Origin of the sequence: Serratia marcescens (assembly GCF_029846115.1) — a bacterium.
Classification (GTDB): Bacteria; Pseudomonadota; Gammaproteobacteria; order Enterobacterales; family Enterobacteriaceae; genus Serratia; species Serratia marcescens_L.
In genome coordinates, this window is the sequence record NZ_JARVZZ010000001.1 from 877,376 (window position 1) to 903,378 (window position 26,003).

Annotated in this window: 21 protein-coding genes; 10 read left to right on the forward strand and 11 right to left on the reverse strand. The window is 59.4% G+C overall.

The features are described from left to right. Together trmH and recG are read left to right on the forward strand one after the other, a co-directional pair. Positions 1–696: a tRNA (guanosine(18)-2'-O)-methyltransferase TrmH gene (gene trmH, locus QDT79_RS04075; protein ID WP_033639122.1), complete on the forward strand. Its 696-nt coding sequence runs from the start codon at positions 1–3 to the stop codon at positions 694–696. Next, positions 693–2,774, forward strand: coding sequence for an ATP-dependent DNA helicase RecG (gene recG / locus QDT79_RS04080; protein ID WP_063991288.1), 2,082 nt, complete (start codon positions 693–695; stop codon positions 2,772–2,774). Before trmH ends, recG begins: the two co-directional genes overlap by 4 nt. Positions 2,775–2,818: 44 nt before the next feature. Here recG and gltS read toward each other — a convergent pair whose 3' ends face one another. Beyond that, the gene (gene gltS, locus QDT79_RS04085; RefSeq protein WP_033649747.1) at positions 2,819–4,030 is read right to left on the reverse strand and encodes a sodium/glutamate symporter; all 1,212 of its coding nucleotides are present in this window, start codon (positions 4,028–4,030) and stop codon (positions 2,819–2,821) included. Between the two features lie 240 nt (positions 4,031–4,270). Here gltS and QDT79_RS04090 point away from each other — a divergent pair, with 240 nt between their 5' ends. Together QDT79_RS04090 and QDT79_RS04095 are read left to right on the forward strand one after the other, a co-directional pair. After that, a complete protein-coding gene (locus QDT79_RS04090; protein WP_019452186.1) occupies positions 4,271–5,671 on the forward strand; it encodes a nucleobase:cation symporter-2 family protein in 1,401 nt (466 codons plus the stop codon). A 128-nt stretch (positions 5,672–5,799) separates the two neighbouring features. After that, entirely contained in the window at positions 5,800–7,461 is a 1,662-nt protein-coding gene (locus tag QDT79_RS04095; protein WP_107228047.1) for an AsmA family protein, read from the forward strand. Positions 7,462–7,496: 35 nt separating this feature from the next. Here the strand turns inward: QDT79_RS04095 and fabY are convergent, their stop codons facing one another. The 5 genes from fabY to typA all read right to left on the reverse strand — a co-directional run bounded on the left by fabY (position 7,497) and on the right by typA (position 12,425). Then, positions 7,497–8,444 (reverse strand): fatty acid biosynthesis protein FabY, encoded by a 948-nt coding sequence (gene fabY, locus QDT79_RS04100; protein WP_063991286.1) that lies wholly within the window; start codon positions 8,442–8,444, stop codon positions 7,497–7,499. Positions 8,445–8,465: 21 nt separating this feature from the next. Continuing rightward, positions 8,466–8,903 carry a D-aminoacyl-tRNA deacylase gene (dtd, locus tag QDT79_RS04105; protein ID WP_025304712.1) on the reverse strand — a complete coding sequence of 146 codons (438 nt, stop codon included), beginning with the start codon at positions 8,901–8,903 and terminating at the stop codon, positions 8,466–8,468. Further along, on the reverse strand, positions 8,900–9,793 hold the full coding sequence (locus QDT79_RS04110) for a virulence factor BrkB family protein (RefSeq protein WP_049201866.1): 894 nt from the start codon (positions 9,791–9,793) through the stop codon (positions 8,900–8,902). Before QDT79_RS04110 ends, dtd begins: the two co-directional genes overlap by 4 nt. 51 nt (positions 9,794–9,844) lie before the next feature. Next, positions 9,845–10,435, reverse strand: a complete 591-nt coding sequence (gene yihX, locus QDT79_RS04115; protein WP_063991285.1) for a glucose-1-phosphatase — start codon at positions 10,433–10,435, stop codon at positions 9,845–9,847. A 166-nt stretch (positions 10,436–10,601) separates the two neighbouring features. After that, entirely contained in the window at positions 10,602–12,425 is a 1,824-nt protein-coding gene (typA, locus tag QDT79_RS04120; RefSeq protein ID WP_004931243.1) for a ribosome-dependent GTPase TypA, read from the reverse strand. Positions 12,426–12,792: 367 nt separating this feature from the next. Between typA and glnA the strand changes: the two genes are divergently transcribed. The 4 genes from glnA to QDT79_RS04140 all read left to right on the forward strand — a co-directional run bounded on the left by glnA (position 12,793) and on the right by QDT79_RS04140 (position 17,102). Then, positions 12,793–14,202 carry a glutamate--ammonia ligase gene (glnA, locus tag QDT79_RS04125; RefSeq protein WP_019452181.1) on the forward strand — a complete coding sequence of 470 codons (1,410 nt, stop codon included), beginning with the start codon at positions 12,793–12,795 and terminating at the stop codon, positions 14,200–14,202. A 193-nt stretch (positions 14,203–14,395) separates the two neighbouring features. Further along, positions 14,396–15,445 (forward strand): nitrogen regulation protein NR(II), encoded by a 1,050-nt coding sequence (gene glnL / locus QDT79_RS04130; protein ID WP_004931246.1) that lies wholly within the window; start codon positions 14,396–14,398, stop codon positions 15,443–15,445. Between the two features lie 8 nt (positions 15,446–15,453). Continuing rightward, complete coding sequence (glnG, locus tag QDT79_RS04135; RefSeq protein ID WP_015379452.1) at positions 15,454–16,866, forward strand: nitrogen regulation protein NR(I); 1,413 nt, start codon at positions 15,454–15,456, stop codon at positions 16,864–16,866. Positions 16,867–16,979: 113 nt separating this feature from the next. After that, complete coding sequence (locus QDT79_RS04140; protein ID WP_015379453.1) at positions 16,980–17,102, forward strand: YshB family small membrane protein; 123 nt, start codon at positions 16,980–16,982, stop codon at positions 17,100–17,102. Positions 17,103–17,137: 35 nt separating this feature from the next. Here the strand turns inward: QDT79_RS04140 and hemN are convergent, their stop codons facing one another. Then, entirely contained in the window at positions 17,138–18,511 is a 1,374-nt protein-coding gene (gene hemN / locus QDT79_RS04145; RefSeq protein ID WP_308316220.1) for an oxygen-independent coproporphyrinogen III oxidase, read from the reverse strand. Positions 18,512–18,693: 182 nt separating this feature from the next. Further along, positions 18,694–19,233 (reverse strand): Der GTPase-activating protein YihI, encoded by a 540-nt coding sequence (yihI, locus tag QDT79_RS04150; protein WP_072008264.1) that lies wholly within the window; start codon positions 19,231–19,233, stop codon positions 18,694–18,696. Positions 19,234–19,967: 734 nt separating this feature from the next. Between yihI and yihA the strand changes: the two genes are divergently transcribed. Further along, entirely contained in the window at positions 19,968–20,612 is a 645-nt protein-coding gene (gene yihA / locus QDT79_RS04155) for a ribosome biogenesis GTP-binding protein YihA/YsxC (RefSeq protein ID WP_025304719.1), read from the forward strand. 278 nt (positions 20,613–20,890) lie between these two features. Here yihA and spfP read toward each other — a convergent pair whose 3' ends face one another. Further along, positions 20,891–20,938 (reverse strand): small protein SpfP, encoded by a 48-nt coding sequence (gene spfP / locus QDT79_RS25120; protein ID WP_071892919.1) that lies wholly within the window; start codon positions 20,936–20,938, stop codon positions 20,891–20,893. A 191-nt stretch (positions 20,939–21,129) separates the two neighbouring features. Next, a complete protein-coding gene (gene polA, locus QDT79_RS04160) occupies positions 21,130–23,928 on the reverse strand; it encodes a DNA polymerase I (RefSeq protein ID WP_308316221.1) in 2,799 nt (932 codons plus the stop codon). A 497-nt stretch (positions 23,929–24,425) separates the two neighbouring features. Between polA and yihG the strand changes: the two genes are divergently transcribed. Continuing rightward, entirely contained in the window at positions 24,426–25,322 is an 897-nt protein-coding gene (yihG, locus tag QDT79_RS04165) for a 1-acylglycerol-3-phosphate O-acyltransferase, YihG family (RefSeq protein WP_063991281.1), read from the forward strand. Positions 25,323–25,364: 42 nt separating this feature from the next. On the opposite strand, the gene dsbA is transcribed toward yihG, so the two are convergent. Further along, positions 25,365–25,988, reverse strand: a complete 624-nt coding sequence (gene dsbA, locus QDT79_RS04170; protein WP_004931264.1) for a thiol:disulfide interchange protein DsbA — start codon at positions 25,986–25,988, stop codon at positions 25,365–25,367. Positions 25,989–26,003: the final 15 nt, after the last annotated feature.

Genomic DNA, 26,003 nt, shown 5'->3' on the forward strand with positions numbered 1-26,003 from the left:
ATGAGTCCTGAACGCTATGCGCGGATTTGTGAAATGCTCGCGACCCGGCAGCCGGATTTGACGGTCTGCCTGGAGCAAGTGCACAAGCCGCATAACGTCTCCGCCATTATCCGCACCGCCGACGCCGTCGGCGTGCATCAGGTCCACGCCGTGTGGCCCACCACCCGTATGCGCACCCTGGTTTCCTCCGCCGCCGGCAGCAACAGCTGGGTCAGCGTTAAAACCCATCCCACCATCGGCGACGCGGTCGGTCACCTGAAAGCGCAGGGCATGCAAATTCTGGCCACCAACCTGTCTGCGCGCGCGGTTGATTTCCGCGAGGTGGACTACACCCGACCAACCTGCGTGCTGCTCGGCCAGGAAAAAACCGGCATCACCGAAGAAGCGCTGGCGCTGGCCGATCAGGACATCGTCATTCCGATGATCGGCATGGTGCAATCGCTCAACGTCTCCGTGGCCTCGGCACTGATCCTGTATGAAGCGCAGCGCCAGCGGCAGAACGCCGGCCTGTATCGCCGCGACAACAGTATGCTGGATGAAGAAGAGCAGCAGCGTCTGCTGTTCGAAGGCGGTTACCCGGTGCTGGCCAACGTGGCCAAGCGCAAAGGGCTGCCGCGCCCGCAGATTGACGAGCAGGGCCAGGTGGTCGCCAGCGCCGAATGGTGGGCGGCCATGCAGGCGACGGTGCGCAAATGAAAGGCCGCCTGCTGGATGCTGTCCCACTCACCACGCTTTCCGGGGTTGGCGCCAGCCAGGCGGGCAAACTGGCCAAAATTGGCCTCGAGACCATTCAGGATCTGCTGCTGCACCTGCCGCTGCGCTACGAAGACCGCACTCGCCTCTACCCGATCAACGATCTGCTGCCGGGCATCTACGCCACGGTAGAAGGGGAAGTGCTGCGCAGCGACATCAGCTTCGGCCGCCGCCGCATGTTAACCTGCCAGATCAGCGACGGCACCGGCATCCTCACCATGCGGTTCTTCAACTTCAACGCCGCAATGAAGAACAGCCTGGCCACCGGCCGCCGCGTGACCGCCTATGGCGAGATCAAGCGCGGCAACCACGGCGCGGAAATCATCCATCCGGAATACCGCATTCAGGGCGAAGCCAGCGAGGTCGAGCTGCAGGAGTCGCTGACGCCGGTTTACCCCACCACTGAAGGGGTGCGGCAGGCCACGCTGCGCAAGCTGACCGACCAGGCGCTGGAGCTGCTGGATACCTGCGCCATCGCCGAGCTGCTGCCGCCGGAGCTGAGCGGCGGCCTGATGAGCCTGCCGCAGGCGCTGCACACCCTGCATCGCCCGCCGCCGGACATCCAGTTGGCGGATCTGGAGCTGGGCAAACACCCGGCGCAAAAACGCCTGATCCTCGAAGAACTGCTGGCGCATAACCTCAGCATGCTGGCGGTGCGCGCCGGCGCGCAGAGTTATCAGGCGCAGCCGCTGCTGCCGGACGATCGGCTCAAAAACCGTTTTCTCGCCCAGTTGCCGTTCTCGCCGACCGGCGCGCAAACGCGCGTGGTGGCCGACATCGAAGCCGATATGCAAAAAGACTTCCCGATGATGCGGCTGGTGCAGGGCGACGTCGGCTCAGGCAAAACGCTGGTGGCGGCGCTGGCGGCACTGCGCGCCATCGCGCACGGCAAGCAGGTGGCGCTGATGGCGCCGACCGAGCTGCTGGCCGAGCAGCACGCCAACAATTTCCGTCAGTGGTTCGAGCCGCTGGGGCTTGAGGTCGGCTGGCTGGCCGGCAAACAGAAAGGCAAGGCGCGCATCGCGCAGCAGGAAGCCATCGCCAGCGGCCAGGTGTCGATGGTGGTCGGCACCCACGCCATCTTCCAGGAGCAGGTGCAGTTCAACGGGCTGGCGCTGGTGATCATCGATGAGCAGCACCGCTTCGGGGTTCATCAGCGGCTGGCGCTGTGGGAGAAAGGCGAAGAGCAAGGCTTCCACGCCCATCAGCTGATCATGACCGCCACGCCGATCCCGCGCACGCTGGCAATGACCGCCTATGCCGATCTCGATACCTCGGTCATCGACGAGCTGCCGCCGGGCCGCACGCCGGTGACCACCGTCGCCATCCCCGATACCCGCCGCGCCGACATCATTCAACGGGTGAAGAGCGCCTGTCTGGAAGAGGGGCGGCAGGCTTACTGGGTGTGTACGCTGATCGAAGAGTCCGAACTGCTGGAAGCACAGGCGGCGGAAGCCACCTGGGAAGAATTGAAAACCGCGCTGCCGGAGCTGAAGGTGGCGCTGGTGCACGGCCGCATGAAAGCGCAGGAAAAGCAGGCGGTGATGCAGGCGTTTAAACAGGGCGAGCTGCAGCTGCTGGTCGCCACTACGGTGATCGAAGTCGGCGTCGACGTGCCGAACGCCAGCCTGATGATCATCGAAAACCCGGAGCGGCTGGGCCTGGCGCAGCTGCACCAGCTGCGCGGCCGCGTAGGACGCGGCGCCGTGGCCTCACACTGCGTGCTGCTGTACAAAACGCCGCTGAGCAAGACTGCGCAAACGCGCCTGCAGGTGCTGCGCGACAGCAACGATGGCTTCGTCATCGCGCAGCGCGATCTGGAGATCCGCGGTCCGGGCGAGCTGCTGGGCACCCGCCAGACCGGCAGCGCCGAATTCAAGGTGGCGGATCTGCTGCGCGATCAGGCGATGATCCCCGAAGTGCAGCGCGTCGCTCGCCATCTCCATCAGCATTATCCGGAGCACGCCCAGGCGCTGATTGAACGCTGGCTGCCGGAGAAGGCGCGTTATTCCAACGCATAAAAAAGGGCGCCGCAGGCGCCCTCTTTCCGTGATGACTCGCGATATCACCCCACCGCCGGGAACACCGGCAGCAGCAGATACAGCTTGATGACGATGGCATTGGCGATATCGATAAAGAATGCCCCCACCATCGGCACCACCAAAAACGCCACGTGCGACGGACCGAAGCGATCGGTGATCGCCTGCATGTTGGCGATCGCCGTCGGCGTGGCGCCCATGCCGAAGCCGCAGTGGCCAGCGGCCAGCACCGCCGCGTCGTAGTTTTTACCCATCACCCGGTAGGTAACGAAGATCGCGTACAGCGCCATGACCAGCGTCTGCACCGCCAGGATCGCCAGCATCGGCAGCGCCAGCGAGGCCAGCTCCCACAGGCGCAGGCTCATCAGTGCCATCGCCAGGAACAGCGACAGGCTCACGTTGCCCAGCACCGATACCGCGCGCTCGAACACGGTATAGAAACCGGTGAAGGCCAGCGTGTTGCTGAGGATCACCCCGACGAACAGCACGCAAACAAAGTTCGGCAGTTCAAACACCGTGCCGCTCAGCAGGCCGGCAATCAGTTGCCCCAGACTCAGACAGATGGCGATCATGGCGATGGTTTCGATCATCACCAACGAGGTGATCAGGCGGCCGCTTTCAGGCTTCTCGAAGCCGCTCGGCTGCACGCTGTCATCCGGGGTGCCTTCCGGCGTGGAGGAGTGTTTGACCAGATAGCGCGCCACCGGGCCGCCGATCAGGCCGCCCAGCACCAGGCCGAAGGTGGCACAGGCCATGGCAACTTCCGTCGCGTTTTCAAAACCGTAGCGCTCGATGAACAGCTTGCTCCAGGCGGCCCCGGTACCATGGCCGCCCGACAGGGTGATCGACCCGGCGATCAGGCCCATCAGCGGATCCAGCCCCAGCATTTTCGCCATGCCGATGCCGATGGCGTTCTGCACGATAAGCAGCCCCAGCACCACGAACAGGAATACCACCAGCACCTTGCCACCGGCGCGCAAACGCGCCAGGTTGGCGTTCAGACCGATGGTAGCGAAGAAGGCCAGCATCAGCGGGTCCTTCAGCGACATGTCAAAACTGATTTCCCAGTTGACGAGCTTTTTCAGGGCTAACAGCAGAAGGGCCACCAGCAAACCGCCGGCGACGGGAGCAGGAATGGTATATTTTCGCAGCAGAGGAATGGTTCTGACGCACTTGCCCCCGAGGAGCAAAACCAGCGTCGCCGCGACTAACGTGCCATAAGTATCAAGATGAAACATCCAGGTACTCCATGTAAGGGAAAAGATCCAAATAAAAATAATAAGTTATAGAAAACCACTTAGTTTTTAAACTTGATGAGTGCGGGATTAGAAGTAAAAAACGCTGAGATGACAAGAAAAAATGAATGAAAATGCGACATAAACGAGAAAGTCGGCAGCATAATATTTACGCGCAACCGTTTGCTTTTGCGGGGAGGAGCATTAAAATGCCTGCTTTGCCGTATCTGGAAACGCCACACCATGAGCATGTCATCCTCCGAGCTTGATGCCGCACGCCAAGCCGCCTCAGAACCCCGCGCCAGTGAACTGATTTATCGCCTGGAAGATCGCCCGCCGCTGCCGCAAACGCTGTTTGCCGCCGGCCAGCATCTGTTGGCGATGTTCGTCGCGGTGATCACTCCGGCCCTGCTGATCTGCCAGGCGCTAGGCCTGCCGGCACAGGATACCCAGCACATCATCAGCATGTCGCTGTTCGCCTCCGGTCTGGCTTCCATTCTGCAAATCAAAACCTGGGGGCCGGTGGGTTCCGGGCTGCTGTCGATTCAGGGCACCAGCTTCAACTTCGTTTCGCCGCTGATCATGGGCGGTCTGGCGCTGAAAAACGGCGGCGCCGATGTGCCGACCATGATGGCCGCGCTGTTCGGCACCCTGATGGTCGCCTCCTGCACCGAAATTTTGCTGTCGCGCGTGCTGCATCTGGCTCGCCGCATCATCACCCCGCTGGTTTCCGGCATCGTGGTGATGATCATCGGCCTGTCGCTGATTCAGGTCGGCCTGACCTCGATCGGCGGCGGCTACGCCGCGATGAACGATCATAGCTTCGGCTCGCCGAAAAACCTGCTGCTGGCCGGCGCGGTGCTGGCCGTGATCATCCTGCTGAACCGCCAGCGCAATCCTTACCTGCGCGTGGCTTCGCTGGTGATCGCCATGGCGGTCGGCTATCTGTTGGCCTGGGCGATGGACATGCTGCCCGCCGATGCCCCTGCGGCCCCCACGGCGGCAATCACTATCCCCACGCCGCTCTATTACGGCCTGGGCTTCGACTGGAACCTGCTGCTGCCGCTGATGCTGATCTTTATGGTCACCTCGCTGGAGACCATCGGCGACATCACCGCTACCTCCGACGTCTCCGAACAGCCGGTCAGCGGGCCGCTGTATATGAAGCGCCTGAAGGGCGGCGTGCTGGCCAACGGCCTGAACTCGATGCTGTCGGCGGTGTTCAACACCTTCCCTAACTCCTGCTTCGGCCAGAACAACGGCGTGATCCAGCTGACCGGCGTCGCCAGCCGCTACGTCGGCTTCGTGGTGGCGCTGATGCTGATCGCGCTGGGGCTGTTCCCGGCGGTGGCCGGCTTCGTGCAGCACATTCCCGAGCCGGTCCTGGGCGGCGCGACCATCGTGATGTTCGGCACCATCGCCGCCTCCGGCGTGCGCATCGTGTCGCGCGAGCGTCTGAACCGCCGTGCCATCATGATCATGGCGCTGTCGCTGGCCGTCGGCATGGGCGTCTCCCAGCAGCCGCTGATCCTGCAGTTCGCGCCGGACTGGCTGAAAACCCTGCTCTCTTCCGGCATCGCCGCCGGCGGCATTACCGCCATCGTGCTGAACCTGGTGTTCCCGCAGGAACACGAGAAGAAGTAACCCGCCCATTGACGTTCAAACGGCCGCTTGCGGCCGTTTTTTATTGTCTATCAGACCATTGCCCTTGAGATGCCCGGCCAATTGCGGCATAAACAGGGTATCTTTTTTGACCGATGCGGATGTAGACGATGAAATTTATCGGAAAGCTGTTGCTGACGTTGCTGCTGCTGATCGTGCTGGCGGTAGTGGTGCTGTACCTGGTGGGGCAAACCCGCTGGGCGGCAGGCCGCCTGAGCGCCTGGATCAGCGACAACAGCGAATACCGCCTGTCGATAGGAAAAATAACCCATTCGTGGAGCCAGCCGGACCAGATCGGTCTGGAAGACGTCCAGCTGGCACGTAACGGCCAGCCGCAGGCGCTGGTCGCCAAACGCGTCGATCTGGGCCTCAGCCTGCGCCAAATCACCGAGCCGCGCTATTTCCACAGCGTCACGCTGCGCGACGGCACGCTGAACGTGCAGCCGCAGGCGGCGGCGCTGCCTGTACAGGCCGACGTGCTGCAGCTGAGCAACATGGCGTTACAGTCCAACGATAACGAGTGGCAGCTCAACGCGCAGCAGGTCACTGCCGGCATCACGCCGTGGCGCCCGCTGGCCGGCCATCTGCTGGGGGACAACAACCAGTTTCAGTTCAGCGCCGGTTCGATGACGCTGAACGGCATCCCCGCCTCGAAGGTGTTGGTGCAAGGGGAGCAAAAGCAGGGCCAGCTGCTGTTGAACAACTTCGGCGCCGATCTGGCGCAGGGCGACCTGACCGGCGTGGCCAGCCGTGCCGTCGACGGCAGCTGGCAGGTGGATCGCCTGCGGCTGAGCGGCGTGCGCCTGCAAACCCCGTTGACGCTGGCGGAATTCATGCAGCGCTTTACTACCCTGCCGCCGGTCACCCTCAAGCGTTTCGATCTGATAGACGCGCGCCTGGAAGGCAAGGCGTGGGCGTTTAACGATCTCGATCTGTCGCTGCAAAACGTCAGCATGGAAAAAGGCGACTGGCGCAGCGAAGACGGCTCGCTCAACGTCAACGCCAGCGATGTGATCAACGGCAGTTTCCACCTGATCGATCCGATCGCCACCCTGCGGCTCTCCTCCGCCGGCATCGCCATTCAGCAATTCACCACCCGCTGGGAAGGCGGGCTGCTGCGCACCTCCGGCAACTGGCTGCGCGCGGGCAAACGCCTGCAGCTGGACGAAGTGGCCATGGCGGCGCTGGAGTACACCCTGCCGATCGACTGGCGCGAGCTGTGGCTGAAACCGCTGCCGGACTGGCTGGCGGAGGTGTACGTCACCAAGCTGACCACCAACCGCAATCTGATCATCGATATCAACCCGGCCTTCCCGTTCCAGATCACCGCGCTGGACGGCTATGGCAGCAACCTGCTGCTGGCGCGCGATCGCCAGTGGGGCATCTGGTCCGGCTCGCTGAACCTGAACGGCAGCGAGGCGACCTTCAACAAGATAGACGTGCGGCGCCCTTCGCTGGCGCTGAACGCCGACGCCAATCAGATTAACGTCACCGAGCTCAGCGCCTTTATGCCTAATGGGTTGCTTGAGGCCAAAGCGACCGTCGATCAGCTGCCGGGCAAGCCGTTCCAACTGACGCTGCACGGCCGTTCGGTACCGATCAACACCTTGCAGCAATGGGGATGGCAGCCGGTACCGCTGACGGGCGACGGCAACCTTGAACTGCAGTTGAAAGGGCTGCTGAACAGCGACGGGCCGTTCAAAGCCTCGTTGAAAGGCAATCTGCAGGCCACCGCCGGCGACGGCCAAGCGGTGAACCAACAACTGCCGTAATGCACTACGCGGCCCGCCCTTAAGGCAGGGCCGCCTTACTCTTCCAGCGCTTCAGAGCCGCCCTGATCCAGCGGCACATCCGGTTCGGCCGGCAACACCATGTAGGTGCCTTCGAACACCGCTCCCTTATCCTCGTCGCCGAACAGATGCACTTCGGCCTGCACGCGCGCGCGGCGGCCACGTGCCAGACGCGCCAAATCGCCGCTCAGCGAGCCGAGATCCGCCACCGCTCGCGGCCTGCCGGTGATCGGTTTGCTGTAGCGAATGTGCGCGTCCGCCAGAATGATGGTGCCGCCGAGATGGCGCTCGCGCAGCAGCAGCCAAATCAGCCCCCAGGCGGTCAGCGTCGCCAGCGAGAACAGGCTGCCGGCGAACAGCGTGTGGTGCGGATTCTGGTTGCCGATTTCCGGCATGGTGGTGACAAAGCGCTGGCCGGTGTATTGGCTGATGCGCACGCCCATCTTTTCGCTCAGCGGGATATGTTCATACCAGGCCTGCTGCAATTGGCCGCACCAGTCGGGGCGATGCAGGATATCGTCCAGCGTCGCTACCGGTTTGATCATCAAAAAGTGGCGGATCGGGGTGGTCTGCGGCGCAGTGATCTCCCCCTGATTGACGAACCCCAGCTTGGCGAAGAAATCCACCGCGTCCTCACGGGCGCTACACACCACCCGCTTTACACCTTCCTGCCGCGCAACGGACTCCAACGTCATCGCCACCAGCGTCCCCAGCCCTTTATCCTGCAGCGTCGGGTCTACCGCCAGAAAACGGATCGCCGCCTCGTTGTCGGCATTAATGTACAGCCGCCCGATGGCGACGATTTTACCGGCCTCGTCCACCACCATTTGGTGATGGGCCATGGCGTCATAGGCATCCTTTTCCGAACCCACCGGCTGGTGCAGCGGCTTGCGCAGCATTTCCCAGCGAAACTGGTAATACTCCTTCAGTTCTTGCTCTGTTACGGGTACTCGTAGGTGATACATAGACGCCTGTTCTCCGAATGCTTAGACCTGTAGCCAGAATGTCACCGGACCATCGTTGACCAGCGCCACCTGCATGTCGGCGGCGAATTCGCCGGTCTGGGTCTCTACGCCGCGTTCGCGGCACTGGCCAACAAAATATTGATACAACCGATCGGCTTCCTGCGGCGCAGCGCCGCGCGAGAAGCTGGGCCGCATGCCCTTTTGGGTGTCCGCCGCCAGGGTGAACTGCGAAACGACCAGCACGCTGCCCCCGGCCTGCTGGACGTTGAGATTCATCTTGTCGTTCTCGTCGCCGAAAATGCGGTATCCCAACACGCGTTCACACAGGCGCTGCGCTTTTTGCTCGTTATCGCCCTGCTCTACGCCCAATAACACTAACAAACCGGGGCCAATCTTGCCTACCGTCTCGCCACCCACCGTGACGCTGGCGTTTAACACCCGTTGAATCAACGCAATCATTCCTGCTGCCCTTCTGGTTTTTGTTCCTGTTGCTCCGCCTTCTGCCGGCGGTAGTCGCGGTATTCGCCGATGGTCACGGTGATTTCCGCGCCGAGTAACACGATACACCAGCTCCAGTAGACCCACAGGAATAAAATCGGGATCACCGCCAACACGCCGTAAATCAGCTGATAGGAGGGGAACATGGTGACGTACAGCGCAAATCCCTTCTTGCCCAGCTCGAAAAGCAATCCGGCCACCACCGCGCCAATCAGCGCATCCTTCGGCGGCACCCGCACCGTCGGCACGATGCAATACAGCAGCCAGAAGGAGATGCACGACAAAATCAGCGGGAAGATACGCAGCACCTGATCCACCAAACCGTTGACGCCGGTCTGCGCCAACCAGTTGAGCGACAGCAGGTAGGAGCTGATGGCCATGCTGGCGCCCACCAGCAGTGGCCCCAGCGTCAGCACCATCCAGTACACGGCGAAGGAAAAGACGATCGGCCGCTTGTTCTTGCTGCGCCAAATGGTGTTCAGCACGCTGTCCACCGAGGAGATCAACAGCAACGCGGTGACGATCAGCCCGCAGGTGCCGACGGCGGTCATCTTGTTGGAGTTGGCGACGAACTGTTCCAGGTAGTTCTGTATGACGTTGCCGGCGGCCGGCACGAAATTGGAAAAGATGAAGCTCTTCAGCTGTTCGCTGATGTCGGAAAACATCGGGAAAGCGGCGAACAGCGCGAACACCACGGTGACCAGCGGGACCAGCGACAGCAGGGAAACATAGGCGAGATGGCCCGCCAACATCGTCAGGCCATCGTGATCGATACGCTGGTACAGCAACCGTCCGAAGGTGACGCCGGGCTTAATCGCAGAGGGCAGCTTCTTGCGGCGGAAAAACGACATGGTCACTCCTTGATGTCAGTTGATACGCCTTAAGCTTAACGCGCTCCGCACTCATTGAGCAAAATAGGCCGGCACCACGTCGCGATCGGTGACATGCACCGTCTTGATCCCCAACGCCTGCGCGGCGAGGACATTCGCCGGGTGATCGTCGAAGAACACCGCGTCGGCGGCGGCGGTGTTTTCCGCAGCCAGCACATGCTGATAAATGTTGGCTTCCGGCTTGCGCATGCCGAGATCCTGCGACAGATAGAGATGATCGGCGGCGGCGGCCACTTCAGGATAGTGCTGCGGCCAGTAGTTGCAGTGCAGACGGTTGGTGTTCGACAGTACCACCACCCGGTGACCCTCGTTGCGCAGGCGCTGCATGATGTCGATCACCTCCGGGCGAAGCGCGACGAATACCGCCTGCCAGCCGGTGGCGAATTGCTCGAAGCTGAGCGCGATGCCCATTTCATCGCACAGCTTGCCGGCGAAGTCTTCGTCGCTGATTTCACCGCGTTCATGTTGCTGGAACACCTCACCCATGGCGAAACGATCGGACAGCACCGCCAACGGCGTGCCGCTCAAATTGCTCCACACGCCCAGCACACGCTTGAAATCGATATCGACGATCACATTACCTAAATCAAAGATATACAGCATAGTCCTCTCCTGATGGGCCGGTGAGATTTCACTGTAGCGGGAAAAGGAACAGCTGAACAGGGAGCGAACGGAAAAGCGCATAGCGCGCCGCACAAACGGGGAACAACAGAGGAAAAAACTCAGGGCGCGAGAACCGCGCCCTAAGCATGAGACACTCAATCAGCGATTAAGCGTCTTTAGGACCGCGGCTGGCACGCTTACGATCGTTTTCCGTCAGGTGACGCTTACGGATACGGATCGAGGTTGGCGTCACTTCTACCAGTTCGTCGTCATCGATGAACTCCAGAGCTTGCTCCAGGGTCATTTTGATGGCCGGAACCAGGGTAGTCGCTTCGTCAGTACCGGAAGCACGCATGTTGGTCAGCTTCTTACCGGTCAGGCAGTTTACGGTCAGGTCGTTAGAACGTGAGTGAATACCGATGATCTGGCCTTCATACACTTCTGCGCCGTGGCCTAGGAACAGCTTGCCGCGATCCTGCAGGCCGAACAGCGCGAACGCTACCGCTTTGCCCTGGCCGTTGGAGATCAGCACGCCGTTCTGGCGCTGACCCACTTCGCCCGGACGCACGTCGTCGTAGTGGCTGAAGGTGGAGTACAGCAGGCCGGTACCCGAAGTCATGGTCATGAATTCGTTACGGAAGCCGATCAGACCGCGGCTTGGGATCACGTAGTCGAGACGCACGCGGCCCTTACCGTCCGGATCCATGTTTTTCAGGTCGGCTTTACGCTCACCCATCGCCTGCATCACGGAACCCTGATGCTGCTCTTCGATATCCAGCGTCACGTTCTCGAATGGCTCCTGCTTGCGGCCATCGATTTCACGGAAGATAACTTTCGGACGGGATACCGCCAGCTCGAAACCTTCGCGACGCATGTTTTCGATCAGCACCGACAGGTGCAGTTCGCCACGACCGGAGACGCGGAAGGCGTCCGCATCGTCGGTTTCTTCAACGCGCAGCGCTACGTTGTGCACCAGCTCTTTGTTCAGACGATCAAGGATCTGACGCGACGTCACGTACTTGCCTTCTTTACCGCAGAACGGCGAGGTGTTGACGTTGAAGAACATGGTTACGGTCGGTTCGTCGACGGACAGCGCCGGCAGCGCTTCTACGGCGTTGGTGTCGCAGATGGTGTCGGAGATGTTCAGTTCGCCCAGGCCGGTGATGGCGATGATGTCGCCCGCTTCCGCCAGGGTGCTGTCGATACGCTCCAGACCCAGGTGACCCAGCACTTTGCCCACTTTACCGTTGCGAGTTTTACCTTCGCTGTCGATGATGGTGACCTGCTGGTTCGGCTTCACTTTACCGCGCTTGATGCGGCCGATGCCGATAACGCCCAGGTAGTTGTTGTAGTCCAACTGGGAGATCTGCATCTGGAATGGCGCTTCCAGCTCAACCTGCGGCGCAGACACGTGGTCGACGATCGCCTGATACAGCGGGGTCATGTCTTCCGCCATGTCGGTGTGGTCGACGCCGGCGATGCCGTTCAGCGCAGAAGCGTAGATGATCGGGAAGTCGAGCTGCTCGTCGGTCGCGTCGAGGTTCACGAACAGGTCGAACACCTGATCCACAACCCAGTCAGGGCGCGCGCCAGGACGGTCAACCTTGTTGATGACCACGATCGGCTTCAGACCGTTGGCGAAGGCCTTCTTGGTCACGAAGCGGGTTTGCGGCATAGGGCCATCCATTGCATCCACAACCAGCAGCACCGAGTCAACCATCGACATCACGCGCTCTACCTCGCCGCCGAAGTCGGCGTGTCCTGGGGTATCCACGATGTTGATACGGTAACCGTTCCAATTAATGGCGGTGTTTTTTGCGAGGATGGTAATCCCACGCTCTTTCTCCAAATCGTTGGAGTCCATTACGCGTTCGGTCGCTTCCGCACGCTCTCCGAAAGTACCGGATTGTTGCAGCAGCTTGTCAACCAGGGTGGTTTTACCATGGTCAACGTGGGCAATAATGGCGATGTTACGCAAATTTTCGATCACAGCTTTGCCTCGGGCATTAGAAATAGCGCGCTATTGTACACGTATTAAGCGAGGGACTAAACAAGATCACAACCATCTCTTATAAACAACCGCGTACCGGTCAGTTTGTGATCCCTTTCACGGTGCAAAAAGCCGCAATCGTTGCACTTTTGCACCATTTCAGTGCCCACGCTCACCCTTATTGCACCATAACAGTGCAAATTATCGTTGGTGGTGCATACTGTGGCTGGGTAAAACCCGCGCAGAAAGGCGATGAACGCCTTTTTAAAAAGTTGGCACGCTTTTCGCTTTAGTCTTTTCAAGGCGAAAAAAAGCCAGTTCCACAGATTCGTTCCACGACGACAATGATAAACCGGGAGAGTTAAGTATGTCCGCTGAACACGTTTTGACGATGCTGAATGAGCATGAAGTGAAATTCGTAGACCTGCGTTTCACTGACACCAAGGGTAAGGAACAGCACGTGACGATCCCGGCTCACCAGGTAAACGCCGACTTCTTCGAAGAAGGTAAAATGTTTGACGGCTCCTCTATCGGTGGTTGGAAGGGCATCAACGAATCTGACATGGTGCTGATGCCGGACGCCAGCACGGCGGTTCTGGATCCGTTCTTCGAAGAACCAACGCTGATCATTCGCTGCGACATTCTCGAGCCGGGCACCATGCAAGGCTACGATCGCGACCCGCGCTCCATCTCCAAACGCGCCGAAGACTTTCTGCGCTCCTCCGGCATCGCGGATACCGTGCTGTTCGGGCCAGAGCCTGAGTTCTTCCTGTTCGATGACATCCGCTTCGGCAGCAGCATCCGCGGGTCCCACGTGGCCATCGACGACATCGAAGGCGCCTGGAACTCCGGTACAAAATACGACGGCGGCAACAAAGGCCACCGTCCGGCGGTGAAAGGCGGTTACTTCCCGGTTCCACCGGTCGACTCTTCGCAGGATCTGCGTTCCACCATGTGTCTGACCATGGAAGAGATGGGCCTGGTGGTTGAAGCGCACCACCACGAAGTGGCAACCGCCGGTCAGAACGAAGTGGCAACCCGCTTCAACACCATGACCAAGAAAGCCGACGAAATTCAGATCTACAAATACGTGGTGCACAACGTGGCGCACGCCTTCGGCAAAACCGCGACCTTCATGCCGAAGCCCATGTTCGGCGACAACGGTTCCGGCATGCACTGCCACATGTCGCTGTCCAAGAACGGCACCAACCTGTTCGCCGGCGACAAATACGGCGGCCTGTCTGAAACCGCGCTGTTCTACATCGGCGGCATCATCAAGCACGCCAAGGCGATCAATGCGCTGGCCAACCCGACCACCAACTCGTACAAGCGTCTGGTGCCAGGCTACGAAGCGCCGGTGATGCTGGCTTACTCCGCCCGTAACCGCTCTGCGTCCATCCGCATCCCGGTGGTCTCCAGCCCGAAAGCGCGCCGCATCGAAGCCCGCTTCCCGGATCCGGCGGCTAACCCATACCTGTGCTTCGCCGCGCTGCTGATGGCCGGCCTGGACGGCATCATCAACAAGATCCACCCTGGCGACGCCATGGACAAAAACCTGTACGACCTGCCGCCGGAAGAAGAAGCCGAGATCCCAAAAGTGGCCGGCTCGCTGGACGAGGCAATGGCCGCACTGAACGAAGACCGCGAGTTCCTGACCCGTGGCGGCGTGTTCACCGACGATGCGATCGATGCCTACATCGAACTGCGCAAAGAAGAGATGGACCGCGTTCGCATGACGCCACACCCGGTTGAGTTCGAACTGTACTACAGCGTCTAAGCCCTACCCGCGCCGTCTGCACAGGCGGACGGCGCCCACATTTTTGTTATCGCTTTTTTGTTGCCGTGGAAACTTTCAGCCCATCTTCGGATGGGTTTTTTTCTCCACCGTATTTTCTGCAAAACTATTCCATACCGCGCCGATCCCGGATGGAGTAGGATAGATGCACTAAAAAGGTGCAGGAGTCTGCTGTATGGCAACTGGCAAGCTGCCCGATGCTGGGCAGATCCTCAATTCACTCATCAACAGCATCCTGCTGTTGGATGACTCACTGGCGGTTCACTACGCCAACCCGGCGGCACAGCAGCTGCTGGCGCAAAGCTCCCGCAAGCTGTTCGGCACGCCGCTGCCCGATTTGCTCGGTTATTTTTCGCTGAACGTCTCTTTGATGCGCGAAAGCCTGCGCGCCGGTCAGGGCTTCACCGACAACGAAGTGACCCTGGTGGTCGACGGACGCGCGCACATCCTTTCTCTGACCGCTCAGGCGCTGCCGGAAGGCTATATCCTGGTCGAGCTGGCGCCGATGGACAATCAGCGCCGCCTGAGCCAGGAACAGCTGCAGCATGCTCAACAGGTGGCGGCCCGCGATCTGGTACGCGGTTTGGCGCACGAGATTAAAAATCCGCTGGGCGGCCTGCGCGGCGCGGCGCAGCTGTTGGCCAAGGCGCTGCCCGATCCGGCGCTGACCGAATACACCAAGGTGATCATCGAGCAGGCCGATCGGCTGCGCAATCTGGTGGATCGCCTGCTCGGCCCGCAGCGGCCCGGTCAGCACATTACCCAGAGCATTCATCAGGTCGCGGAGCGCGTCTGCCAGCTGGTGTCGCTGGAAATGCCGGATAACGTCACGCTGGTGCGCGACTACGATCCGAGCCTGCCGGAAATGGCCCACGACCCGGATCAGATTGAACAGGTGCTGCTGAACATCACCCGCAATGCGCTGCAGGCGCTGGGCGAGGCGGGCGGCACCATCACGCTGCGCACCCGCACCGCGTTTCAGATTACGTTGCACGGCACCCGCTACCGCCTGGCGGCGCGCATCGACGTCGAAGACGACGGCCCCGGCGTGCCGGCGCAGCTGCAGGACACGCTGTTCTACCCGATGGTCAGCGGCCGTGAGGGCGGTACCGGCCTGGGATTATCCATCGCCCGCAATCTTATCGATCAGCATTGCGGAAAAATTGAATTCAACAGTTGGCCAGGTCATACCGAATTCTCGGTCTACCTGCCCATTCGTCAGTGAGGTTTGCTATGCAACGAGGGATAGTCTGGATCGTCGATGACGATAGCTCCATCCGCTGGGTGCTTGAGCGCGCGCTCACCGGCGCGGGCCTGAGCTGCGCCACCTTCGAAGGCGGCAATGACGTGCTGGAAGCCTTGGCCACGCAAACCCCCGACGTGCTGCTGTCCGATATCCGCATGCCGGGTATAGACGGCCTGGCGCTGCTCAAGCAGATCAAACAGCGCCACCCAATGCTGCCGGTGATCATCATGACCGCGCATTCGGATTTGGACGCCGCCGTCAGCGCCTATCAGCAAGGGGCCTTCGACTACCTGCCAAAGCCGTTCGACATCGACGAAGCGGTGGCGCTGGTCGAGCGCGCCATCAGCCATTATCAGGAACAGCAGCAGCCGGTGCGCAGCCAGCCGGCCAGCGATCCGGCGGCGGACATCATAGGCGAAGCGCCGGCGATGCAGGACGTGTTTCGCATCATCGGTCGGCTCTCGCGTTCGTCGATCAGCGTGTTGATCAACGGCGAATCCGGCACCGGCAAGGAGCTGGTGGCGCATGCGCTGCACCGCCACAGCCCGCGCGCCAAGTCGCCGTTCATCGCCCTGAACATGGCCGCCATCCCCAAAGATCTGATCGAGTCCGAGCTGTTCGGCCACGAGAAAGGCGCCTTCACCGGCGCGAATCAAATTCGTCAGGGCCGCTTTGAACAGGCCGACGGCGGCACGCTGTTCCTCGACGAGATCGGCGATATGCCGCTCGACGTGCAAACGCGCCTGCTGCGGGTGCTGGCGGATGGCCAGTTCTACCGGGTCGGCGGCTATGCGCCGGTGAAGGTCGACGTGCGCATCATCGCCGCCACGCACCAGAACCTGGAGCTGCGGGTGCAGGAAGGCAAGTTCCGCGAGGATCTGTTCCACCGCTTGAACGTGATCCGCGTACACCTGCCGCCGCTGCGCGAGCGCCGTGAAGACATCCCGCGGCTGGCGCGCCACTTCCTGCAGATCGCCGCCAAAGAGTTAGGCGTTGAGGCCAAAAACCTGCACCCGGAAACCGAAACCGCGCTGACCCGCCTGCCCTGGCCGGGCAACGTGCGCCAGTTGGAGAACACCTGCCGCTGGCTGACGGTGATGGCCGCCGGGCAGGAAGTGCTGATTCAGGATCTGCCGGGTGAACTGTTCGAAACCGCCGCGCCGGAAAGCCCCAGCCACAGTTTGCCGGACAGCTGGGCCACGCTGCTGGCGCAGTGGGCCGATCGCGCGCTGCGTTCCGGTCATCAAAACCTGCTGTCGGAAGCACAGCCGGAAATGGAGCGCACGCTGCTCACCACCGCGCTGCGCCACACCCAAGGGCACAAACAGGAAGCCGCGCGCCTGCTGGGCTGGGGGCGAAATACCCTGACCCGCAAGCTTAAAGAGCTGGGCATGGAATAGGAACGGGGATGGATGATGAAAAACGCAGTCCGGCGCACAAAAAAACGCCAACCGCAGGCTTTACAGCCGGTGCGGGCGCAGTATGATCGTGTCGCACACTCTGGAGGTTGACGATGCTGGACTCATTCATCGTATTCATTTCTCAGGGCGCGGAGCTGGGCTCCGCCGCCAGCCACACCCCGCAGGCGGCGGTTGCCGCGGTGTTGTGCGCCGCGCTGATTAACTTCTTCAGTTAAAAAAAACAGCCGCTGATGCGGCTGTTTTTTCATCCTCAGATCACCCGTGAGAATTGCTGGCTGCGCGCCTGTTGCCGCAGATAGCGGTCGAAACACATGCAGATATTGCGGATCAGCAAGCGCCCGCGCGGCGTGACGCGAATGCCCTGCTCGTCGCGCTCCACCAGCCCATCGCGTTCAAACGGCGCCAGCAGCTGCAGGTCTTCGGCGAAGTAGGCGGTGAAATCGATGCCGTATTGCCGTTCGAGCGGCTGATACGCCAACCGGAAGTTGCAGATCAGGGTTTTGATCAGATCGCGCCGCAGACAATCGTCATCCGTCAGCGCCAGCCCACGCCACAGCGCATTACCCTGCGCCTGTACGCTGTCATAGTAACGCTTCAGCTCTTTCTGGTTCTGCGCATAGCTGTCGCCAAGCATGCTGATGGCCGACACGCCCAGCCCCAGCAGATCGCTGTCGCCCTGGGTGGTATAGCCCTGGAAGTTTCGATGCAGCTTACCTTCGCGTTGGGCGATTGCCAGCTCGTCGTCCGGGCGCGCAAAGTGATCCATGCCGATGAACTGATAGCCGGCGCCGGTCAGGAAAGCGATGCTCTGCTGCAGGATATCCAGCTTCTGCTGCGCGCCCGGCAGATCGGCGTCTTTGATTTTGCGCTGGGCGGCGAACAAGTTCGGCATATGCGCGTAGTTGAACACGCTGAGGCGATCGGGATTCAGTTCAGCCACCCGCTGTAGCGTGAAAGCGAAGCTTTCCGGCGTCTGTTTCGGCAGGCCGTAGATCAGATCGATATTGGTCGAGCGGAAGCCCAGCGCTTTGGCCCGCTCGATCAGGGCGAAGATAAAGGCTTCGTCCTGCTCACGGTTGACCAACTGCTGCACCTGCTTATTGAAATCCTGCACCCCCATGCTCAGACGGTTAAAGCCTTCGGCGCGTAAATGATCGAGCACATCCAGCTCTATCTCGCGCGGATCGACCTCGATCGACATCTCCGCATCGGGCAGGAAATCAAAGTGTTCGCGCAGCAATGCCACCAGCCGACTGATTTGCGCTTTGTCCAGGTAGGTTGGCGTACCGCCACCCCAGTGCATCTGGCCGACCTTGCGGCCGGCGAACAGCGGCGCACGGCTGGCGATCTCTTGCGCCAAAACGTTCAGGTATTCGTCGGCCTTGTGGGTCTGGCGCGTCACCAGCTTGTTGCAGCCGCAGAAGTAGCACAGCTTATGGCAGAAAGGGATATGCACGTACAGCGACAGCGGCCGCTCAGGGTAGCGCGCAGCGGCGCGTTGAAACGCCGCTTCGTCGTAGCGCTGGTTAAACTCCAGCGCCGTGGGGTATGAAGTATAACGCGGCCCTGAGTAGTTATATTTTTGGATCAGGGCTAAATCCCAGACAATCGTCTGCTCTGACATGCTCACTCCTTCCGATATCTTTTTCTACCGGGCCTGGAGAGAGGCGGTTGTCTGCGCTGTCTGGCCACGGAAGCGCTGCGAAAACGCGCTTTGCGCTTAGACAGCCGCCATAGTTTACCGAATAACCACAGCAGATAACACATCAAGAGTAGGGCTATTGCCGGAATTAGCCACATGGCGCGTTAAAAGGCGTCTTTCGGGTTGCCGCCTTTCAGCAGCTTCAGAATATCTTCCTGCTTCTCTTCTTCTTCGTCGTCGTCTTCACCCAGTTCGATGCCCAACACGTCCATCAGCACATCGATGCGATCCAACGTTTTGTCGACATAAGTCTGCTCTTCCGCGTTCAGCGTTTCACCGTCGTCGATGCGATCCAGCAGCGCGTTCAGACGTTCGTCATTTTCCAGCTTCGCCAACTCTTCTTCCGGCGACAGGCGCGGTTTCGCTTCGGCCTTCGGCTTCGGCTGCGGTTTGGCCTTCACTTTGGTTTCGTCGACCACCAGCGCAACCGGCACTTTACTGCCGATACGGGGATCTTTGGCTTCTGCCGCCGATTTGTTCTTCTGGCTGCCGGACTCGACCTGGGTGCGCGAACCGGAAGCGAGGCCACGGCGCTTTTTCAGGCGTTTGCGCTCACGCGCTTCCTGATCGAGCTCCATACGGCTTTTCTTTTTCGTTTTTGACTTCGCCGCGCTGCCGCGAGGTGCTTTTGATGGCTGGTTCATAGCGTGTGCTCTTAGGTATGTAGATTCAGTATAGAATTGCGGCGGAATCTAGCAGAAAGCGGGCAAAGAAAAAAGGCGGCAGGTTAAACCTGCCGCCTATTTCGCACCTTCTTGCGAAGGGTATTCCTGTTACGCACTCCTTGCGTACATGCAACATCCCGGTTTTTCCCTCTGCTATAACCGCATTCCCTGCCACTACGTCCTTCATCCTGAAAGAAAAATCGTCCATGGCGCAATCCATTCGCATCCGCTCTTCCCGAGCGAGCTTCCTGCGGGCATCCAAATTGCCGATACTTCACCATCCGATGTGCCTGCCGCCTATTCCGGTGCGAAAGGGTCACTTCCTTTTGCGTTCATCCTGGCACTTATTGCACGCCCTGTGCGTTCCTTGAGATTTGTCATCCTTCCCGGATGTTCCCTAATCCTGCGCAACCCTGCGTTAACGACTACTTTACGTTATTGTTGCGAAGGCTCAAGGCACCTGACGTCGATTTGGGCGACATTTCCCTACAACGAAAAAATAACATTTTGTTTTTAAAACAAAAACAGAAATATCACTTTCGAATAAAGCGACATTACCCGCGATTCGAATGGCAAATGTCTCACAACGTACGCGCGGCATAACTGTCGTTTTATCGCGTCCCGCCGCTTAAAAACCGAGAAACACGCCATTTTTACCGCTGATGCAGTTATAATCGCCAACCAGTTAGCCATCCTCACGGAGACGAAAAACTTTGACCAGCAAGAACTACAACTATCATGTGACCCATTTCGTCACCAGCGCACCCGATATTCGCCATCTGCCGGGGGATGCAGGAATTGAAGTCGCCTTTGCCGGCCGTTCCAACGCCGGGAAATCCAGCGCGCTGAATACGCTGACCAACCAAAAAAGCCTGGCGCGCACCAGTAAGACGCCGGGGCGCACCCAGCTGATCAACCTGTTCGAAGTGGAAGACGGCATCCGCCTGGTCGACCTGCCGGGTTACGGCTACGCCGAAGTGCCGGAAGAGATGAAGCGCAAATGGCAGCGCGCGTTGGGCGAATACCTGCAGATGCGCAACAGCCTGAAAGGCCTGGTGGTGCTGATGGATATCCGCCATCCGCTGAAAGATCTCGACCAGCAGATGATCCAGTGGGCGGTCGACGTCGGCACGCCGGTGCTGGTACTGCTGACCAAGGCCGACAAGCTGGCCTCCGGCGCACGCAAGGCGCAGCTCAATATGGTGCGTGAAGCGGTGCTGCCGTTTATGGGGGATATCCAGGTTGAAGCCTTCTCGTCGCTGAAGAAGATCGGCGTCGACAAGCTGCGCCAGAAGCTGGATACCTGGTTTAACGAGATCCCGCCGGAAGTGCTGCCGGAAGATGAAACCGGCGAATAAGCTCAGGCCGAACGCCAGAGCCGATGCCTCACCGCATCGGCTTTTTTATGTCCGCAGTTCAGCCGCAGGCGGAATTTTTTGTTATCTAATTACAGTTCTGAAATAAATCCATCATAAAAACTTATCGCCAGGGCTGGCTTATCTCGCCGGATTACGCGAGTCGAGAGAGTGGAAGCAGGAACGAAAAGCGGTGCGGAGTGATAGGAAAAACGTATGGTTTATCGCTGTTTTTACAATAAAAAACGCCCCAGTCAATACTGACTGGGGCGGCTAAATATTCAGCCAAATCCGATTACGTGAAGTAAAAGGTCTGAAAGATAGAACATCTTACCTCTGTACCCTACGCCTGTAACTCTACATCATTTTTTCGCAGGGCAAAAGAATTTTTTGTAGTTTACTTACACAATTTGCGGCGCAAGAACGGCGAAGTTGGGGAAACTATCGCCGCATCTTGTAGCTTAATTACGAAAAGTGCTTAGGTTATCGCCAGTTAGCGCATCCGGCGATAACCCGGCGATCAGTGCGCCTCATCCCAGTTCATGCCGACGCCCACGTCAACCTTCAGCGGCACCGCCAGGGCCATGCTGCCTTCCATCAATTGGCGGATACGTTGGCTGGCTTCTTCGATCACCGACTCGTGCACCTCAAACACCAATTCATCGTGCACCTGCATGATTGCGCGCACCAACGGTTTCTCCTGCCCTTGCAGCCAGGCGTCGACCTCGATCATCGCACGCTTGATGATATCGGCCGCCGTGCCCTGCATCGGGGCGTTGATGGCGGCGCGCTCGGCCGCCTTGCGGCGCATGCCGTTGCTGGAGCGGACGTCCGGCAGGTACAGACGGCGACCGTCCAGCGTGCTGACATAGCCCTGTTCGGCGGCCTGCTGGCGGGTGCGCTCCATGTAATCCAGCACGCCCGGGTAACGCTCGAAGTACAGATCCATATAGCGCTGAGCTTCCCCTCGCGGGATCCCCAGCTGGCGCGCCAGGCCGAAGGCGCTCATGCCGTAAATCAGGCCAAAGTTAATCGCCTTGGCGCTGCGGCGCTGCTCGCCGGTCACTTTATCCAACGGCACGCCGAAGACTTCCGACGCCGTGGCGCGGTGAATGTCTTTCCCTTCGGCGAAGGCCTTCAGCAGCCCTTCATCCTGTGACAGATGCGCCATGATGCGCAGCTCGATCTGGGAGTAGTCGGCCGCGACGATGCGGTAGCCCTCCGGCGCGATAAAGGCCTGGCGAATGCGTCGCCCTTCATCGTTGCGCACCGGGATGTTCTGCAAGTTCGGATCGCTCGAGGAGAGACGGCCGGTGGCGGTCACCGCCTGATGGTACGAGGTATGCACCCGGCCGCTGACCGGATTGATCATCAGCGGCAGCTTGTCGGTATAGGTGGTCTTCAGCTTCGCCAGGCCGCGATATTCCAGAATCACCTTCGGCAGCGGGTAGTCGAGCGCCAACTCAGCCAGCACCTCTTCATTGGTAGAAGGCGCTCCGCCTGGGGTTTTCTTCAGCACCGGCAGCTTTTGTTTTTCGTACAGAATCGCCTGCAGCTGCTTGGTCGACGCCAGGTTGAATGGCTCTTCCGCCAGCTCGTGGGCCTGCGCCTCCAGTTCCGCCAGACGCTTGGCCAGCTCCTGGGAGTGGGCCGACAAAATGGCCGGATCGATCAGCACCCCCGTGCGCTCGATATGCGACAGCACCGGCAACAGCGGCATTTCAATCTCGTTGAACACCGTCAGCAGCTCCGCGCTCTGTTTCAGCTGCGGCCACATCGCCAGATGCAGCTGCAGCGTGACATCCGCGTCTTCGGCGGCGTAAGGCGCCGCCTGCTCCAGCGCGATCTGGTTGAACGTCAGCTGGTTCTTGCCCTTGCCGGCGATCTCTTCGAAGGTGATGGTTTTGTGGCCCAGATAACGATCGGCCAGGCTGTCCATATCATGACGGCCGCCGACGCTGTCCAGTACATAGGACTCCAGCATGGTGTCGTAGGCGATGCCGCGCATCTCAATGCCGTAGCGCGCCAGCAGGCTCATGTCGAACTTCAGGTTTTGCCCGACCTTCAGTGCTTTATCGTCCTCCAGCAGCGGCTTGAGCGCTTCCAGCACGTAGGCGCGATCCAGCTGTACCGGGGCATCCAGATAATCGTGCGCTACCGGCAAATAAGCCGCTTCGCCCGGTGCGATCGCGAAGGACAGGCCGATCAGGTTGGCGGTCAGCGTATCCAGACCGTCGGTTTCAGTATCGAAGGCAAACACGTCGGCCTTTTTCAGCCGCGCCAGCCAGTCGGTAAAGGTCGCTTCATCCAGAATGGTGACATACCCGTCCTGAGACAGCTTGGCCTCCGCCAACGCTTTCGGCGCTTCCGCTGCGACGGCCGGTTTGGCGGCACCGGCAGCTTTCGCACCCACGCCTTTCTTGTTTTCCAGCCATACGCCGGCTTCCACGTCCGCCAGCCAGCGTTTGAACTCGTATTGTTTGAACAGCTGTTGCAGCGTATCGACATCCGGCTCGGACACCGTCAGCTCAGCGCAGGTCAGATCCAGCTCGACGTCGGTTTTGATCGTCGCCAGCTTATAGGAGAGGTACGCGACCTCTTTGTTCTGCTCCAGCTTGGCCGCCATGGTTTTGGCGCCGCGGAAGCTCAGCGTGGCGATGCTCTCCAGATTGCCGTACAGCGCATCCAGCCCGCCGATGCCCTGCAGCAACGCCTGGGCGGTTTTCTCGCCCACGCCCGGCACGCCGGGAATGTTGTCCGATGAATCGCCCATCAGCGCCAGGAAGTCGATGATCAGCTCCGGCGGAATACCGTACTTGTCGCACACTTCCTGCGGGCCGAGGATGGTGTTGTTCATGGTGTTGATCAGGGTGACGTTCGGCGTCACCAACTGCGCCATGTCTTTGTCGCCGGTGCTGATCAGCACCGCGTGGCCGGCCTTTTCGGCCTCCAGCGCCAGCGTACCGATGACGTCATCCGCCTCGACGCCAGGCGTCACCAGCAGCGGCAGGCCCATCGCCTTGACCATGCTGTGCAGCGGCTCGATCTGCGCACGCAGATCGTCCGGCATCGGTGGCCGGTGTGACTTGTATTCAGCGAAGAGATCATCGCGAAAGGTCTTCCCTTTGGCATCAAACACCACGGCAACGTGGCTCGGTTGATACTGCAGCAGCAGGCTGCGCAGCATATTCAGCACGCCGTACATCGCGCCGGTCGGCTCGCCCGCCGAGTTGGTCAGCGGCGGGAAGGCGTGATAAGCACGGTAGAGGTAGGAGGAACCGTCAACCAGGATTAGTGGGTTTTCTGCAATCTGGGCCATAGCGTTTCTTTATCGTGATCGGACATAGGGGTAAGCATGCCATAGCTGGCCGCCGGAGACGAACCTTAGCGTGCATTGCGGACGAAAATGATGAGATTGTGCGCGAGGATCCGCAAGATCTTACCTGTGGATAACTTTGTGCATAGAAAAGAGACCGAATTATAACGTTGTGATTATCGTTATAACGGCGAATAAAATTCCTATTTAAATCACCGCGTTAAAAGAACGAATTCCGGCGACGCTTTATTACTGGCTTTTATTGAATTTGTGGATATAACTTTCGCCGGATTTTAATCGCACTATTAATCAAATTCGGCACCTCAATTACCATAGCACAAGCTGAACAAGTTGCACAAAAACTCGGCAAATGGTTATCCGGCGAGGCGAAAAACAGTGATTTTTAGCGACGCTTTACCCCGACGATCTCTGTTAAAATAGGCTTTTGTTCATGCGCTTCGGCATGCAACGATGTTCCCAACAACCGTCAGCCCATAACCATGCCAAGATTGTTAACGCCTGTTATCTTTATCATTTCCATCATACTCACCATTCTGGTGACGGTGTTGTGTTCTATCCCCATCACGCTGGCCGGCATCGTGAAACTCCTGGTGCCCATTCCCGCCGTCTGGCGATATATCTCGGCTTTCGCCGATTTCATGATGTGGTGTTGGTGTCAGGGGCTGGCGCTGTTATTGCGCATTAACGGGCAATTGCGTTGGGATATTGAAGGACTGGAAGGGCTGGATCGCAAAAACTGGTATCTACTAATCAGTAATCACGAAAGCTGGTCGGACATTGTCGTGTTGTGCGTGCTGTTCAGAAATCATATTCCAATGAATAAGTATTTCCTCAAGCAACAGCTCGCCTGGGTGCCTTTTGTCGGCCTGGCCTGCTGGGCGCTGGATATGCCATTCATGAAGCGTTACTCCCGCGCCTATTTGCTCAAGCATCCGGAGAAGCGCGGCAAGGATATCGAAACCACGCGCCGTTCCTGCGAAAAATTCCGCCAGCGCCCAACCACCATCGTCAACTTCGTCGAAGGTTCACGCTTCACCGAAGCCAAGAAAATTAAAAGCAATTCGCCGTATCGCAATTTGCTGGCACCCAAAGCCGCCGGCATTGCGTTTACGCTCAGCGCACTGGGCAATCAGTTCGACAAAGTGCTGAACGTGACCCTGCTCTATCCGGAAAATAACCAACGGCCCTTTATGGATATGCTGTGTGGGCGGCTGACGCGTATCGTGGTGAGAATAGAAACGCTGCCGATCGATGAAACCCTGCACGGGGACTACTTCAACGACAAGCAGTTCAAACGGCGATTCCAGCTGTGGCTGAATACGCTGTGGCAGGAAAAAGATCGGTTGCTGGATAAATTGAAGCGGCAATATGGATAAAAAAACGCCGGCAATGCCGGCGTTTTTCATGTTGAGTCTGGCTTATTTCTGCTGGCTGAGGAATTTAACCACGTCGGCGAACTGCTTCACGTAAGCGTCCATCGAGCTGGTATCCAGGCCATCGTTTTTCACCATGTATTTGCCGTTCACGAATACCGCCGGCACGCCGCGCAGCTGCAGATCTTCAGCGGCTTTCTCCTGTTGAACCACCAGAGATTTCACCACGAAGCTGTTCCAGGCCGCGTCATAATCTGCGGCGGTCACGCCCGCTTTCACAAAGACGTTACGGATATCGTCCGGCGTTTGCACGGTCTGGGTTTTCTGCACCGCTTCAAACATCAGCGGGCTGACTTTGTCTTCCACGCCCAGCGCCATCGCTACCGCCCATGCCTGAGTCAGCTGTTTGCCCAACGGCCCCAGGAACTCCACATGGTACTTGGTCATTTTGGTGCCGGCAGGCAGCGCCTTCTTCACGTTCTCGGACACGTGATAGACCTGTTCGAACTGGTAGCAGTGCGGGCAGTAGAAGGAGAAGAACTCCAGCACCTGCGGCTCGCCGGTCACCGGCTTGTCCAGGGTCACGTACTGAGCGCCATCGCTAAACTGTGCCGCCGAGGCACTGAATGCCATCACCATGCCAACGAGCGCCAACCATATTTTTTTCATAAGACTAAACTCTCC

Bases quoted from the DNA above. Each gene is read 5' to 3' on its own strand.
- yihX (WP_063991285.1), bottom strand. From the start codon at position 10,435: ATGCTGTATATCTTTGATTTAGGTAATGTGATCGTCGATATCGATTTC.
- yihG (WP_063991281.1), top strand. From the start codon at position 24,426: ATGCCAAGATTGTTAACGCCTGTTATCTTTATCATTTCCATCATACTC.
- QDT79_RS04140 (WP_015379453.1), top strand. From the start codon at position 16,980: ATGCTGGACTCATTCATCGTATTCATTTCTCAGGGCGCGGAGCTGGGC.
- QDT79_RS04090 (WP_019452186.1), top strand. From the start codon at position 4,271: ATGAGCATGTCATCCTCCGAGCTTGATGCCGCACGCCAAGCCGCCTCA.
- glnG (WP_015379452.1), top strand. From the start codon at position 15,454: ATGCAACGAGGGATAGTCTGGATCGTCGATGACGATAGCTCCATCCGC.
- yihI (WP_072008264.1), bottom strand. From the start codon at position 19,233: ATGAACCAGCCATCAAAAGCACCTCGCGGCAGCGCGGCGAAGTCAAAA.
- trmH (WP_033639122.1), top strand. From the start codon at position 1: ATGAGTCCTGAACGCTATGCGCGGATTTGTGAAATGCTCGCGACCCGG.
- gltS (WP_033649747.1), bottom strand. From the start codon at position 4,030: ATGTTTCATCTTGATACTTATGGCACGTTAGTCGCGGCGACGCTGGTT.
- glnA (WP_019452181.1), top strand. From the start codon at position 12,793: ATGTCCGCTGAACACGTTTTGACGATGCTGAATGAGCATGAAGTGAAA.
- QDT79_RS04110 (WP_049201866.1), bottom strand. From the start codon at position 9,793: ATGTCGTTTTTCCGCCGCAAGAAGCTGCCCTCTGCGATTAAGCCCGGC.
- dsbA (WP_004931264.1), bottom strand. From the start codon at position 25,988: ATGAAAAAAATATGGTTGGCGCTCGTTGGCATGGTGATGGCATTCAGT.
- recG (WP_063991288.1), top strand. From the start codon at position 693: ATGAAAGGCCGCCTGCTGGATGCTGTCCCACTCACCACGCTTTCCGGG.
- hemN (WP_308316220.1), bottom strand. From the start codon at position 18,511: ATGTCAGAGCAGACGATTGTCTGGGATTTAGCCCTGATCCAAAAATAT.
- dtd (WP_025304712.1), bottom strand. From the start codon at position 8,903: ATGATTGCGTTGATTCAACGGGTGTTAAACGCCAGCGTCACGGTGGGT.
- fabY (WP_063991286.1), bottom strand. From the start codon at position 8,444: ATGTATCACCTACGAGTACCCGTAACAGAGCAAGAACTGAAGGAGTAT.
- QDT79_RS04095 (WP_107228047.1), top strand. From the start codon at position 5,800: ATGAAATTTATCGGAAAGCTGTTGCTGACGTTGCTGCTGCTGATCGTG.
- glnL (WP_004931246.1), top strand. From the start codon at position 14,396: ATGGCAACTGGCAAGCTGCCCGATGCTGGGCAGATCCTCAATTCACTC.
- polA (WP_308316221.1), bottom strand. From the start codon at position 23,928: ATGGCCCAGATTGCAGAAAACCCACTAATCCTGGTTGACGGTTCCTCC.